We start from the raw sequence: 14,103 nt of genomic DNA on the forward strand, positions 1-14,103 counted from the left end.
CCGACTGCGTTTGAAGCGATCAATTCAGTTTGTAACGTAAATATTTCGTAACGACATGTACCTGTACGAGCATTTGGCACATCGCGTAAGTTGTGGTTGTGTATTATTAATTGAAGTTAGGGTGCAATAACTTCTGAATAAGGACCTATATAGCCCATCGGGCGAATTGACTTGAAAGAGGTGTCGGGTCATTAAGATTTGGTATGGCGAATCGTAGCAGATTCGTGACGTCTGATTTCGCATAAGTGCCTGCTATCCAAGCAAAGGGCATAGCCATCAAAGTCTCTCGTTGGGATCTAAAGACCATGGACATTGCAGAAGTCCCTAACAGAAACAGCGATATGCTGATTGAGCTTACTGCCGATGTGGTGGCAGCCTATGTCAGCAACAATCCGGTTCCTGTCGGCGAACTGCCGAACCTGATTGCCGATATACATGCTGCGCTGGGTCGCGTTGGCGGGGCGGCTGAGCCGCAGCCTGTGGATAAGCAAAAACCTGCCGTGAATCCAAAAAGATCGGTTCAGGACGAATACATCATCTGTCTGGAGGACGGAAAGAAATTCAAGTCCTTGAAGCGCCATCTGATGACCCATTACGGCCTGACGCCCGATCAGTATCGTGAAAAGTGGGGCCTGGATGCGACCTACCCGATGGTCGCACCGAACTATGCTGCGGCCAGGTCGCAATTGGCGAAGAAAATGGGCCTCGGGCGCAAGCGCAAGAGTCGCTAGGGCGATCCGCGATTTTGAACCGGAGTGGCTCCGATCCATGTGACGGGCCACTGTAGTTCTCTATTTTGAATGCAATCCGGAATGGAAAGCTGTTTCCATTTGTCCTGAGTAGTCGAGCGGCGCCCGTTTGCGCCGCTTTGTTTTTTGGCAGACTGGCTTGGCCAATGCCATATCGGCGGATGCCGGGTTCGGTGCGGATGTGTCGCGAATCAGGTCGAGCGCCTGCTTCAGCGCGATGTGGCGGTTCAAATCATAGCTCCAGTGCCGCCGCAAACCCTTGAGACGTTCGCGGTTGATCAGGCGTTCGATCCGTTCGGCCAGCCTGGCTTTTTCCTCTTGGCCGGCGCCAAGCGCCGCCGAGAGGTCGATGCCGCAAAGCAGGCGAAGCGCAACCCTTTGCCCGACGTCCGCCGCCTCGGCCAGTTTTTGCCCTGCGAAGCTATTTGCGTCCTGTTTCAGCGTGCGCATCGTTCGGTCTCCCATGGAATTTGAACCCAAACTATCGGGGAGACACCGCTGGCCGTGGAGAAGATTTCCGGATTATTCACGATGAGAGATTTGAAAATTCATTTTTATCAATGGGTTATGGTATTCGACTCTCGTCGTTAGTTCTTTGTTTGTTCACACATGACGGAAGAGTCCGTATAAGGAACATATTCCTATTTTTGGAGGAAAGTTCCGTGCATGCCAATATGACCGCTTCCTTTGAAGGCCTCACAAACTTGAAAGTCGAGGCCAGCCCGGTGGGCAGCGCTTTCCAGCCTGTTCCGAAACGGCGCGACGAAGTTGCCATGGATGTCTGCGAATGCCTGATCGATATCGCCTCGGCGCTTTTTTCCTTGCCAAGCAAGGAGTTGCGCAGGTCGGGCCGAACGGCGATGTCGGTTTCGCGCGTGCGCCAGATCGCCATGTATGTTGCGCATGTCGTGCTCAGGTTGACGATGGGGGATGTCGGGCGCGGGTTCGGACGTGATCGCACGACGGTCATGCACGCTTGCCGGATCATCGAGGATCTGCGCGACGATCCGGAGTTCGATCGTGTCGTTTCCATGTTCGAGTTGGTAGCGTCCGCGGCGTTCCGCACCAGATTGGGCCTCTGACATGGATGAACTGGCGAAACTCTCGGGTCGGGTGCTGCGCTTCCTGTCGAAAGGACCAGCATCCATATGCGCTGCATCCAGAGATGGTCAGGTGCTGCTCGAAGCGGCGGATCGAGGGACGGTTTCGTTGAACGGCGATGTTCTGGACAGACTTGTGACACAAGGCCTGCTGCTCAGATCGTCGCACGAAGTCTCCCTGTCGCCGCAAGGGATCGCGCTGGCACGGGAATTGGGCTCCACGATGCGCGCCATGGCAACGGCCGACAGGGATATCGGCCCTGTGACGATAGAGACGGAGAGCGGGTTCCAGACAGTTTTGGCCAACCTGTCCGAGTCGCCGCTTGCCCAATTGGTGCGGATGAAGACGAAAGCCGGGAAGGCTTTCCTGTCCGCGAGGGAATTCGAGGCGGGAGAACGGCTTCGTGCCGACTATACGCGCGGCAGGCTCATGCCGAGGCTGGGTGCAAATTGGGTCGCCAGCGTCGCTTCAGGAAAGCGCACCGCCGGCGGTGGAACTGTCGACCTTACGGATGCCGCGCTCGGCGCCCGGCTGAGGGTGGAAGGCGCAATATCTGCTGTTGGGCCCGAACTGTCGGGGGTGCTGATCGATGTCTGTTGCTTCCTGAAAGGCCTCGAACAGGTGGAAATGGAACGCGGTTGGCCGGTGCGATCGGCAAAGGTCGTGTTGAAGACGGCTTTGGGCACGCTGGCTCGCCATTATTTCCCGGAGCGCAAGGCGGGCAGTGGGGCAAATCGAATGATGCTGCACTGGGGCACCGAGGATTATCGTCCCAGCGTGTCCGGATAAGGGGTCCTGCCCGGTTCCAGGCGGAACCTACATCCGTTTCGCCTGGAATTGCTTCCGGTCAGGCTGTCTGACGTGCCGCTTCTGCGTCGCGAAGGATGCGCTTGACCATCGCGCGCAGACCATTGGCGCGTTGCGATGACAGGTGCTCGTCCAGCCCCAGGGTCTTGAGCGTTGCCTCTGCGTCGGTCTTGAGGATATCGCCCGCTGTCTTGCCGGAGAACAGAGCGAGCATGATGGCGACCAGCCCGCGCACGATATGGGCATCGGAATCGCCCTGGAATGTGATGATTGGGTCCGGGCCAGCCCCATAACTAGTTGTGAGCCATACCTGGCTGACGCAGCCTTGCACCTTGTTGGCCGCTGTCCTGTCGCTGTCGGGAAATTCCGGCAGGGCCTCGCCCAGTTCGATCACGTAGCGATAGCGCTCCTCCCATTCATCGAGGAAGGCGAAGTCGTCGAGGATGGTTTGGATCGTGGTGCCCATGCTGGAGCATATAGTCTTGCCGAGCGGCGGCGTCACGGAAAAAGAGTGGCAGAGTCGGACCGGCGAGGCAGCGGCCAAGCATGTTCTAGTTGTGGGCGTCTTCGATCCGATCAGGGGGCTGGATGCTGCCGGTCGTGGCGGTATCGGCCTGATCGGCCGGCGTTTCTTCGAGCAGGATCGCGGCGATTCTGGCAGTCTGCTTGGCGCGCTCCGAGATGGTATGCACGGCTGATGCGCCGGTTTCGCAAACATCCGGCCTACGCTCGCAGAGGCCGGCGATGTCGCCGACTGCTTCCCGCGCCGCGACAAGAGCCTGGATTGGATTGACGCTTTCGCGGCCTTGCTCGTCCGGGCCGACATCGAACGGCAAGGCCAAGAGCACGAGCGAAAACCAAAACGCAAGTCTGATCAGGAAACCCATATAGACTGTCTCTCGGGGTCGGATCGCGCCGGTTGCGCAGTTGTCCCCCTTGTTTGGCGTATCATAGACATACGGTGGACCAAGGGCGGCTTGCGCTCAAGAGAACAATTTAGTTCAAATTTTAGCTAAAAGCCGCGGCAGGGATACGCAATTGCTTTCGACCAAATCCAATTACATGCGTAAAGACCCTGCTAACCATTCATCTCGCTGTTTCTACTGATGTTTTTGAGGTTTGTGCTGAAAAGCCGGCGGAAATTCCCCACCGAGAGAATCGGCAGGCCCGCCTAACCCTCCGTTTACCATGGTCGCAGTTGGCTGCTTCCAGCGCGCGCGCAGGGTGAAATTGCCCAGCGAAATACGCCCTGCACCGGCTGTTTTTATCCTTTCCTTAAAGGCTGAATGCGACTTTCGGACTTAACCATAATCGACCTGTCAAGCAGGTCAGCACAGGGCGTTGAGTTGAGTTCTTTCGCGACCAGATACGTTGGACTGGCTGACGCAATGGCCACTGGCTGCGAGCGCCTTGTGCACGGTTCCATAGTCGGATGCCAAGCGCGCAGGAGCCAGCGCCGTTTTGTCGGTACAATGCTGTGCGTGCCTTTTTTCGCCGCCGGTGCTGCCGTGACCCTGATCACCTCCAGTCTGGGTGCGTCGGTCACCTTGGCGGTCATATTCGCCGTCTTTGGCCTGTGTTGGTTGACCGCGCTGTTGGTGGCCGCATCGGGGCGGATGAAAGTGGCCGGTGACCTGGCGTTGGCGGCTTCGGCACTGGGACTGGCCGTGCTGATTGCTGCTGCCGGCGGACTGGCGTCTCCGGTCGCGATGCTTGTCGTAGCCCTTCCAGTGGAAGCCTATTGGATAAGCATGTCGCGCCGGTCGGTGATTACCGGTGTATTTTCGGCTCTAGGTGCCATCCTGCTGCAGTTGCTGAGCAGTCATCTGGCCTTGCCGATGGCGGAACCCGCTGCTTGGCACTGGCTGATTCCCCTGGCGTGGAGTGCGACATTATTGCCGCGTCTCACGGGGTTCGGGCGTGAATCTCAAGCGGAACAGGACGTTGCAGCCAAAACCGATCTGGAAGCCGTCGTCGCCGGCGTCGTATTGCGTCTGACCAGGCAAGGCGATGTCATCGACGCCAGCGAGCAGGCGCGCACGTTTCTGAACCTGGCGCCGGATCTTTTGATCGGCAACGGTCTTTTCGACCGGGTGCATCTGGCCGACAGAATTGCCTATCTGAATGCTCTTGCCGACATGCGCGACGGCGCCCCCTTGCTGAAGGTGGACCTGCGCATTCGCCTGCCGCAGGAAAATGCCGGCACGATAGCGGACAATTATCACCCGTTCACGCTGGAACTGATGGCGACGGGCGAAGGTTGCGACAGCTTCATGGCGATGCTGCGCGACAATGGCGAGGTCGACGATCTAAGGCAGGCGCTTGCGCATGCGACCGAAGCCGCATCCAGCGCCGATATGACCAAGAGCCGTTTCCTGGCTGCCGTCAGTCATGAATTGCGCACGCCGCTCAACGCCATCATCGGCTTCTCGGACATGCTCCTGCATGAGATGTTCGGACCTTTCAAGGACCCGCGCCAGAAGGAATATGTAGGGCTGGTTCGCGATTCAGGGCGGCATCTGCTGGATGTCGTGACCTCGATCCTCGACGTTTCGCGTATAGAGGCCGGCGCATATTGGACCCAGTTGGAGCCATTCCGCTTCGCCGACGCGGTCGAGATGACCCGTTCGATGATGCAGCTGCAGGCGGATTCGAAGGGCGTCAGGCTTGACACCCGCATTGCTGCCGACGCCGGTGAGATCAACGCGGACCGCCGCGCGGTGCAACAGATCCTGATCAATCTGGCTTCCAATGCGATCAAGTTCACGCCGGAGGGCGGGGATGTGATGATCGGTGCGCGGCGGGTCGGCTCGCGCCTGCATTTCTGGGTACGTGATACGGGCATCGGGATAGCCGAGGATGATCTGGCCAGTCTCGGCCAGCCCTTCGTGCAGGTGCAGAACGACTATACCCGCCGCTTCGAAGGGGCCGGGCTTGGGCTTTCGCTGGTCAAGGGTCTGGTGACGCTGCATGAAGGCACCATGTCGATCGAAAGCGTGCCGGGTGAGGGGACGATCGTTTCCATAAGTGTTCCGGTCGATGGGCCGAAGGGGAAGGTGGACAAACTCGTGACGCTGCCAACGTCAACGCCGTCCGCAGACAGGCAAGGAGGGTCGGGTGGCTCGCTCCGCAAAACGGCGTAAGGCTTCCGTCCGCCGAAGCAGTGTCTTCCAGAAGGGTACCGTCGCTCTGGGTGAGGCCGTGTCGCGCAACCCAGTCATGGTGGGGGGCTCGACGGCTTTTCTGGTCACGCTTTTCTATGTCTCGGCCAATGCCTTGTGGTACCAGCCATTCCCGCATTCCAGCGCGTTCTTCTCGACCCGGAGCATCGAGAATTTCCCGATAGCCGAGCCGCTCGAACCGGAGACCACGATCAATATCGTGCGGCCGGAAACCCCCAAGGGAGATCCGGTTGTCGAGCAGGTCCAGAATATCCTGAAGCATCTGGGTTTCTACACCGGGGGTGCTGACGGGCTCGCAGGCCCGGCCACGCGGGATGCTGTTGCAGCATACCAGCGCAAGGTAGGTTTGCCGGTTACCGGCACCATCGACAATGCGTTGCTTGACCAGTTGGGGACCGCGCCGGTTACCGCTTCGGTACCTATACCCAAGCCCCGCTCCGACACCACCAGTTCGATCCCGGCTGCCGCTTTGCCGGCCAGCACCTCGCTGGACGCGCATATCGTCAAGGTCCAGGCTGGTCTGAAAGCCTTCGGCAACGAAGATATCCAACTCGACGGCGTGGCGGGTGCCCGCACCAAGGCAGCTATCCGGGAGTTCCAGGCGATTTTCAGATTGCCGGTGACTGGCGAAGCAGATGAAGCCGTCTACGCCAAGATGCGTGAGATCGGGTTGACCGATTGAGGATGGCTGTGGCTCCTCGCCAATCAGGGAGGAAGCTGATATCAGCCCCAGCGCAGCCTGAGATTCACAAACGGTCCCCGAAATGCGCGTAACCACCGATTTATGGGTCGCGGCCTTGGTGCGTCGCGTTTTTTCCTCCGGAGGCTTTGCCGCGGTGGTCAAGCGTGGGGCGACCGAGGCGGGCGCTGCCTTTGTGCTGACGCGCGGAAGGCTGGGAGAAGTCTGCCTGTTCGCGCCGGCGTCACAGACCAGTTACGATTCAGCGAAGCCGGACGAACGCTTTTTCAACCCCGTTGGTGAAGGCGACGATGCCGAGGCGCTGGAGAAGCGTATCGAGCGCGAACAGCGTTTCGATCCTGACATCTGGGTGGTCGAGATCGAAACAGGCTCTATCCCTCTCGAGGACCTGATCTCAATCCGCCGCTGAAGCCGTCAATTCACATGCGATGTGGGCCCGGCATCTGGCCGTGCCGAGTCGGCAACTTCTGTCTCGGTTTCAATCGGCCTGCCCGCCCACATGGCAAGTTTCCTCGCGGCTTCCTCGCGGTCGAGATTTTGGTAGCGGTCGAGGAACACGCGGACAGGCTGCGGTAGTGCGCGCAGACCTGGCCAAACGGTGCTTGCGATCAGGAAAGCCTCGGCCTCGGCCATATCCAGCATGCGAAGCCCGACGAGCAACGACGAGTAGTCTGATGGACCTGTCATTGCTCTCGCCGTGGCGAAGTCGATACTCAGGGCGTCGGCCAGAGCGGTTTGGAAAAGTGCGGGGTTCCCGCTAAGCGCCGTGTCTCGCAGCCTTGCATATGTATCCGTATTGGTGGGAATGATCGGCGCGCGCGCGCGCATGATTTCCCGAAGCCGTTCGCGCGCCGCCTCCTCGGCCAGGCCTGGTGTCGGGGCCGCTGCCGGTTGATCTGCCACTACGCGCAGATCCACGGAAGGGGTAGGGCGAATACGGGCTGAGCCGCCGGTCTTCGTTTGCCGCTCCAACGCCCGGATAAGACTTCCGATCGCTGGATGAAGGTTCTTGCGGCGAGCGATGGCGCGTGCGTGCGGAAGGCCATGACGCCCGATCAGCGAGATGAGATCGACATCGCTGAGCGCGCGCGAGCGTGACAGCAATGGAGCCGCTACGCTGATCGCTGCCTCGCTCAGCCGCTTTACGAGCCCGGCCGGCGCAAGCTCACATTCCGACAGCGCCGCCGCCGCAAAGCGCAGGCCCTCGGCTGAGACGTCGTCAAAAAGCGGCAAGGTCAGGTCGTCGAGTTGAACAAGCTCCCGGCGTGAAGGCCGGGTGAGCGAACAGAATGCGGAAATGGCGGCGCGAAACAACCGCTCGGCTTTGCCCGTTTCGGTCCGTGCCGCGATTTGCCGGAAATCGGTGAATGACACGAAGGATACGCCTTACACGATACGCCACTAAAGCGCCCGGCGCTGCCGCTTGTGTGGCGGCTGCGCCATGGGCAGGAACAATGCTCAAATTAGCATCTATCCGTTAGCGTTCCGTTAACCCTCTGATGGCCTTATCGGGATGGAGGCGTTGCGTTGTGCTCCGGGGAAACCGAGAGGAATGCGCGAACATGGGCATAGTCCTGTCTTTCACGCCGCGGTCGGCGGCAATCAAGAGAACTTCGAACCAAACGGCTGCCGCGGTGGTCATTTTCCCAGGCGTTCGCTATGAACGAGGGGAAGCGACAGCACCTGACCACACGTCCGCAACGATGGCGGCGCCGGCGCCTCGGGCCAAGCCGGATCAGCGCCATTAAAGCGATTCCAGGAAAAGTGGGCCCCGGTTTTCCAACCGGAATTGCGTAAAAGAAGAACGGTCTACCGCTCTTGACGGAACTGGAACCGTCCGAGCCTGGAGCACGTCGCGGTCTTTCAGATCCGCTGGCGCGCTCTAAGTATTTGTTTTTATGCATGTCGTTATCCCGAAACCGGTCCCATTTTCGGGCGACATGCATTAGAATTCCCGCAGCGTGCAGGAACTCTGGTCGAGGAAGCGCGAGATAGAAGGCTTCCAGCTCTCGTCGGGAACGAAGGCGCGAACGACGATGATGCCTTCATCTATCGGGGTCTCGATGAAGATCGAACTCTCCATATCCTCCGGCAGTTCCTTGCGGACTTCAAGCATTTGGGCCGGAGTGAGTGCCACGGCATCGAGCAGGCCATTGGTGGCGCTGTGGTCGTTGAAACTGTAGATGTTGTGGCCGCTGCGGTCGTAGATAGACACGGACCAGAACGGCACGGTGTCCGTTGCTTTGATCTGGACCATGCCGTCGGTCAGGTCGAAGCGGCAGGCGACGGCAAAAAACAGCGGATCGACCGATTTGACGACCGGCGGACCGCCGGCTTCCGCGTCGAGCCGTGTCATCTTGTAGAGGTCCGACGCTTGCGCGAGCCGCGACCAGGCATCCCGTTCTGAAAAGTCCGGCACCATGAGCAGTACGGTAATGTGGACGATGCCGGCGCCGACCAGCCCCACAAGCACGACGTAAATGAGCTTACGCATGGCAGCCGGTCCTTGTGACCTGCGGCAAGTTGATGTCGGACAGGCCGGTGCTGCTGGCGATCGGCGTGTCATAGAAGGTGAGCACGAAATACAGGGCGCCCGTCCCCTGGGTATAAAGCCAGTTTCCCGGCGATGGACGATTGCCGACCGAGATCAGGGCAGTGTTATCGGCATTGTGCAGGATCTGATAGGATTGCAATGCGGCTGGGCGTGGCTTGCCGGTATCGATGACATCGAGCGACTGATCGGCGGCGTAGAGCGTCCAGAAGCGGGCGATCGGAAAGCTGCCGTCGATCGTATAGGTGCATTCCCGCTTGAGCGGCTCGCCGCTTGAATCGTGTTCGGCAACGAAGGCAAGCCCTTCTGCCCGGCCAAGTGCCAGTACGCCTTCCCGCGAAATCCGTGCCTTGGAATAGGGGTCTGCGTCGGACGTGCCGATATCCGGAAATGCGGTCCAAGCGCCGATCGTGATAGCGCCCACGCCTTTCTGAGCCTGAAGCGTGTACCAGACGCTCGCGCCACCGCCGCCGATGGCGATGACAAGCGCAACGAGCGTCAGGAGGGCATTCTTGAGCATCAATCCGTCACTGGTTGTGGGTGAATCTCGCAAACCGGAGTAGCGCGGGGTTGATCACTAAGGCAAGGCGGCACGGCCAAGCTGAGGAGATCTTGCGCCGATTTCCTACAGCGCGGACAAGGTTTCTGGTTCGCTGGCCGGTTGCAGCGGCGGTGCCGAGCGGAACTGCATGTTCATGTCGCGCAAAACATGCGTGGTGCGGCTGGAAAGAACGGGAGGACGTTCGGGGGCGGTCCTGTCTGCCGCGTCCCGGGCCGCTTCCTTTTCCGCTTCTTTCGCCTTTGCCGACGTTTCGGCATCGACAAATGGATGGTCGATGCCGGGGATGGGCTTCAGATCGATATTCTGATGTGCGTAGACCATCAGGCGCTGCCAGATCATTGCCGGCAGCGAGCCGCCGGTCATGTTCCTGGTCGGGGTGTAATCGTCATTGCCGAGCCACACGGCAGCCGTGTAGTTGCCGGTGAAGCCGACGTACCATGCATCGCGGTAGGACTGGCTGGTGCCGGTTTTGCCGCCGGAGACGATGCCGGGCAGCGCGGCGCGCCGCGCAGTGCCGATGACCGGCACCTGGACCAGCATGGAGTTCATGTATTTGACCGCCTGCTCCGACAGCACCCGGTGCGGCGGCGAAGCGTCCTTGGCGAAATCGTAGACGACCTCGCCGGTGTGGGTGACGAGTTGGGTGATGCCGTGCCGGCTTCCGACCATGCCGTCCTGGGCAAAGACACTGTAGCCCGTGGCCTGGTCCATCACGGTCATGCCCGAAGTGCCCAGCACCATGGTCTTGTGCGATTCCAGTTGCGACTCGACGCCCATCGCCTCCGCCATTTCCTTGATCGGCTTGATGCCGAGCTTGTCCTTGGCAAGGCGTACGGGGACGGTGTTGATGGATTTCACCAGTGCGGTGGTGACGGTCATGCTGCCGGCCGATGCGCCGTTGTAGTTGCCGGGGTGCCAGTTCCCCCAACTGACCGGTGCGCCCGAGACGATCGAATCCGGCGTCAGGCCGTGCTCCATCGCGGTCGCATAGACATAGACCTTGAAGGAAGAACCCGGCTGCCTGAGCGCCTTGGTGGCGCGGTTGAACTGGCTCGCGCCATAGTCACGGCCGCCGACCAGCGCCCGGACCGCGCCATTGGTCTCGATGACCACGATGGCGCCCTGGGAAGCGTGATAGTCCTTGCCGAATTGGCGCAGGTGAAATTCCAGCGATTCCTCGGCGGCTTGCTGGATATTGGGATCGTAGGTGGTGTGGGCGACCAATGAGTGCTGGCCGGACTTCATGGCCAGCCGCTTCACTTCCTCGAAAGCCCAGTCGAGATAGTAATCGGGGCTCTTGCGGTCGCCGCGGTCGACGACATCGGCGGGATGTCGGCGCGCCTGCAACACCTGGCCTTCGGTCATGAAGCCGCTGTCGACCAGATTGCTCAGGACCACGTTGGCGCGGGCGCGCGCCTCCGGCAGGTTGATGTGCGGGGCGTATTTGGTCGGCGCCTTGAAGAGCCCGGCAAGCATCGCGGCTTCGGCAAGGGTCAGATCCTTGACGCTCTTGCCGAAATAGAAGTCGGCAGCGGCTTCGATGCCGAACGTGCCGCCGCCCATGTAGGAGCGGTCGAGATAAAGCTGCAGGATTTCCTTTTTCGACAGATTGGCCTCAAGCCAAAGCGACAGGAAGGCTTCCTTGATCTTGCGCTCGAGGGTGCGCTCGTTGGTCAGGAAAAGGTTCTTTGCCAGTTGCTGGGTGATGCTGGAGCCGCCCTGCACGACCGAGTTGGCGCGGACGTTTTCGGTCATGGCCCGCATCAGGCCAAGGACATCAATGCCGTAATGCTCAAAGAAGCGCCGGTCCTCGGTGGCCAGAACCGCTTTGATGACATGATCGGGCATCTGGTCGACAGGTACGGAATCGCGCTGGATGATGCCGCGCTGGCCGATCTCGTTGCCGTAGCGGTCGAGGAACATGACGGCGAAATCGTCCTGGGCGCGCCAGTCGCCGCCCGTTTCCTGGAAGGCGGGCAGAGCAAGGGCAAGCATGACCACGGCGCCGCCGGCGCCCATGGTGAAACCTTCGCTCAACAGTTCGATGACGCCGCGGCGCCAGCCTTTGACGCGGAATCGCCGGAAGAAGATGGTGGCCGATTCCCAAAATTCACCCGCCTTGAAGCGGATTTCGTACAGCGATGAATCGAGCCAGGCGTCAGCGGCCAGCAGGAATGCGGCAATCGCGCCCCGTCTCTTTTTCGGCTCCAAGGGACTGACCATTTGCGAAGCTGCCCGGCTGCGGATCGGCGCGACCTGCCGACCCCGCGTCTTTTCACTTATTCATAGCATGGCGGCAAGGGGGCTGGCTTCGCGAAAATGATGACAGGGTAAAATTCCTAGGAATTAATTCTTGACACCGTTACGGTGGTCTGGTAGTGTTTCGCTATCGTCGGAAAAGTGTGATCCTCCGGCTTCCCCTTCAACGCATTGTTGGCTCGCTTCGCCTCCACCTCTCTTCCTGATGGTCGAGAATGGTGTCGGTACGCGCGGGCGTTTTCGTTCATTCGGAGGTTTCAAGCATGGTTCAGCCGGTCAGCGTCGAACGCTGGGCAGCCATTCGCGCGCTGCGCGAAGGCGAGCCGCCAACTTTCCCCCTTCTGGCGGTTGCGACGGATCTCCATCCCGCCACGATTCGCGAAAAGGCTTCACTCGAGAACTGGAAAAAGCAGGGCTTTCAAAGCCGTATCGTACGCGAGAACTGGGGCGCACACGCCCCGGTGGCGGTAACCACGGCCACCCGGCCGGTGAACGATCTGCCGCAGGACGGGCAGGGCCATGCCGTGCAGTTGGGCGATTTCGTCACGCGCCGGCTGGCAGAGATGGTCACGGAAGTGGAAACCAATGGCGGGCAACTTAACAAGGCGCAGATCGACGCCCTGTGGTCGATGGTCCGCACGGCCGAACGATCCGAGACCTTGGCGAAGGAGCGGACGACCGAGAATGGGACCACGGACGATGCAGAACTCGCAGCAAGACTTGAGAAGCTCGATGACCGGATCGTCGAGCTGGCTGAGGCCCATGCAGAACGGTTGGTCAGCGGACAACATCGGGACGGAATGGACTGAGCGGCTGCTGGCCGAGTGGGTCGGCCATGCGCGGCCGGCGCAATATCGCTGCCATCGCACGGCAGGCACGTGGCTGGTCGTCGGCGGGCGTGGCGCGGGAAAGACGCGGCTTGGTGCCGAATGGGTGAATGGCCTGGCCCGGGGTTTGCGCCCCTTTGCCGACTGGAAATACCGCTCCATCGCATTGATCGGTGAAACCTTTGCCGATGTGCGCGAGGTGATGATCGACGGCCCTTCGGGGATCAGAACGATTGCACGCGGCAGTCGCCCGCGCTTCGAGGCGACCCGGCGCCGGCTGGTCTGGGACAATGGCGCGGTCGCTCAGTTTTTCTCTTCCGAGGATCCGGAAAGCCTGCGCGGACCGCAATTCGAGGCGGCCTGGCTGGATGAATTCGCCAAATGGAAGAACCTTCAGGCTTGCTGGGACATGCTGCAATTCGGCTTGCGGCTGGGAACGCAGCCACGCCAATTGATCACGACCACGCCAAGGCCCTTGCCGCTGCTCAAACGCTTGCTGCTTGATCCGGCAGTGGCGGTGACGCGGCTGAGGACCGAGGACAATGCGGCAAACCTCGCTTCCGGCTTCCTGGAGGCGGTGCGGGGCCGTTATGGCGGTACGCGGCTTGGAAGACAGGAACTCGACGGCGAACTGATCGAGGATCGCGACGACGCCTTGTGGTCGCGTCAGATGATCGAACGAGCGGCCATTGGCGGCACCGCCGAATTGCGCCGGATCGTCGTCGCGGTGGATCCTCCGGCAAGTTCGCGCAAGACCTCAGATGCCTGCGGGATCGTCGCAGCCGGGCTGGATGAGAACGGCTGCGCGGTGGTGCTTGCCGACGCGACAGTCAGCGCAGCAAAACCGCAGGAATGGGCGGCAAGGGCGGTGACCCTGTTCCATAAGCTGCAGGCCGATTGCCTTGTGGTCGAGGTCAATCAGGGCGGCGAGATGGCAACATCGGTGATCCGCACCGTGGATGCAGAAATTCCGGTCAAGGCCGTGCGGGCGCATCGGGGCAAGTGGCTGCGGGCGGAGCCGATTGCGGCGCTCTACCAGCAGGGCAAGGTTCGCCATGTGGAACGCTTTGCCGAGCTTGAGGACGAGATGTGCGATTTCGGACCGAACGGGCTGTCCAATGGCCGCTCACCCGACCGGATGGACGCATTGGTTTGGGCGATCAGCGAATTGATGTCGGGGAGAGCGACGACACCGCGCATCCGCGACTTTCTTTGAGAGCCAGGCTGAGAAACCGCCATGGCGGTCTGCAAATGGCGATGTCCGCGCTTTCGGTACTCACGTACCTGAACGTGCGCTCCGCTCCGGCTCTCGACATAGTCATTTTCGCCGCGCCCTGCCGAATTTTGAATCTGGTTCAAACATAG

At 60.4% G+C, this 14,103-nt stretch carries 14 protein-coding genes and 1 pseudogene; 8 read left to right on the plus strand and 7 right to left on the minus strand.

The window, feature by feature from the left end; all coding sequences use genetic code 11:
* The first annotated feature begins 305 nt into the window (after window positions 1-305).
* Complete coding sequence (locus ASD64_RS10270; protein ID WP_056104546.1) at window positions 306-731, plus strand: MucR family transcriptional regulator; 426 nt, start codon at window positions 306-308, stop codon at window positions 729-731.
* 207 nt (window positions 732-938) lie between these two features.
* On the opposite strand, the pseudogene ASD64_RS22025 reads toward ASD64_RS10270, so the two are convergent.
* Window positions 939-1,199: pseudogene (locus ASD64_RS22025) on the minus strand (cytoplasmic protein); the annotation flags it as partial.
* Window positions 1,200-1,411: 212 nt separating this feature from the next.
* On the opposite strand from ASD64_RS22025, the gene ASD64_RS10280 reads away from it, so the two are divergent.
* A complete protein-coding gene (locus ASD64_RS10280) occupies window positions 1,412-1,831 on the plus strand; it encodes a helix-turn-helix domain-containing protein (RefSeq protein WP_244480757.1) in 420 nt (139 codons plus the stop codon).
* Between the two features lie 127 nt (window positions 1,832-1,958).
* Window positions 1,959-2,639, plus strand: coding sequence for a DUF6456 domain-containing protein (locus tag ASD64_RS10285; RefSeq protein ID WP_244480758.1), 681 nt, complete (start codon window positions 1,959-1,961; stop codon window positions 2,637-2,639).
* Between the two features lie 58 nt (window positions 2,640-2,697).
* Here the strand turns inward: ASD64_RS10285 and ASD64_RS10290 are convergent, their stop codons facing one another.
* Together ASD64_RS10290 and ASD64_RS10295 are read right to left on the minus strand one after the other, a co-directional pair.
* Window positions 2,698-3,123, minus strand: a complete 426-nt coding sequence (locus ASD64_RS10290; protein ID WP_056104553.1) for a SufE family protein — start codon at window positions 3,121-3,123, stop codon at window positions 2,698-2,700.
* Window positions 3,124-3,208: 85 nt separating this feature from the next.
* Window positions 3,209-3,544, minus strand: a complete 336-nt coding sequence (locus ASD64_RS10295; RefSeq protein ID WP_056104556.1) for a DUF5330 domain-containing protein — start codon at window positions 3,542-3,544, stop codon at window positions 3,209-3,211.
* 501 nt (window positions 3,545-4,045) lie between these two features.
* Here ASD64_RS10295 and ASD64_RS10300 point away from each other — a divergent pair.
* From ASD64_RS10300 to ASD64_RS10310, 3 genes are all read left to right on the plus strand, one after another.
* A complete protein-coding gene (locus tag ASD64_RS10300) occupies window positions 4,046-5,800 on the plus strand; it encodes a sensor histidine kinase (RefSeq protein WP_056104562.1) in 1,755 nt (584 codons plus the stop codon).
* On the plus strand, window positions 5,775-6,521 hold the full coding sequence (locus ASD64_RS10305) for a peptidoglycan-binding protein (RefSeq protein WP_056104566.1): 747 nt from the start codon (window positions 5,775-5,777) through the stop codon (window positions 6,519-6,521). The genes ASD64_RS10300 and ASD64_RS10305 overlap by 26 nt, the downstream gene beginning before the upstream one ends.
* Before the next feature lie 82 nt (window positions 6,522-6,603).
* Window positions 6,604-6,948, plus strand: a complete 345-nt coding sequence (locus tag ASD64_RS10310) for a DUF1491 family protein (RefSeq protein ID WP_056104569.1) — start codon at window positions 6,604-6,606, stop codon at window positions 6,946-6,948.
* Window positions 6,949-6,953: 5 nt separating this feature from the next.
* Here the strand turns inward: ASD64_RS10310 and ASD64_RS10315 are convergent, their stop codons facing one another.
* The 4 genes from ASD64_RS10315 to ASD64_RS10330 form a co-directional block, all read right to left on the minus strand.
* Window positions 6,954-7,913 carry a DUF2336 domain-containing protein gene (locus ASD64_RS10315; protein ID WP_056104572.1) on the minus strand — a complete coding sequence of 320 codons (960 nt, stop codon included), beginning with the start codon at window positions 7,911-7,913 and terminating at the stop codon, window positions 6,954-6,956.
* Between the two features lie 571 nt (window positions 7,914-8,484).
* Complete coding sequence (locus ASD64_RS10320) at window positions 8,485-9,033, minus strand: DUF1254 domain-containing protein (RefSeq protein ID WP_056104576.1); 549 nt, start codon at window positions 9,031-9,033, stop codon at window positions 8,485-8,487.
* Complete coding sequence (locus tag ASD64_RS10325; protein WP_056104578.1) at window positions 9,026-9,610, minus strand: DUF1214 domain-containing protein; 585 nt, start codon at window positions 9,608-9,610, stop codon at window positions 9,026-9,028. The genes ASD64_RS10320 and ASD64_RS10325 overlap by 8 nt, the downstream gene beginning before the upstream one ends.
* A gap of 105 nt (window positions 9,611-9,715) precedes the next feature.
* Entirely contained in the window at window positions 9,716-11,875 is a 2,160-nt protein-coding gene (locus ASD64_RS10330; RefSeq protein WP_056104582.1) for a transglycosylase domain-containing protein, read from the minus strand.
* Window positions 11,876-12,174: 299 nt separating this feature from the next.
* Here ASD64_RS10330 and ASD64_RS10335 point away from each other — a divergent pair, with 299 nt between their 5' ends.
* Both ASD64_RS10335 and ASD64_RS10340 read left to right on the plus strand, forming a co-directional pair.
* The gene (locus ASD64_RS10335) at window positions 12,175-12,720 is read left to right on the plus strand and encodes a hypothetical protein (protein WP_156460095.1); all 546 of its coding nucleotides are present in this window, start codon (window positions 12,175-12,177) and stop codon (window positions 12,718-12,720) included.
* On the plus strand, window positions 12,674-13,954 hold the full coding sequence (locus ASD64_RS10340) for a DNA-packaging protein (RefSeq protein ID WP_056104589.1): 1,281 nt from the start codon (window positions 12,674-12,676) through the stop codon (window positions 13,952-13,954). Before ASD64_RS10335 ends, ASD64_RS10340 begins: the two co-directional genes overlap by 47 nt.
* Window positions 13,955-14,103: the final 149 nt, after the last annotated feature.

This window comes from Mesorhizobium sp. Root157 (assembly GCF_001427385.1).
Taxonomy (GTDB): domain Bacteria; phylum Pseudomonadota; class Alphaproteobacteria; order Rhizobiales; family Rhizobiaceae; genus Mesorhizobium.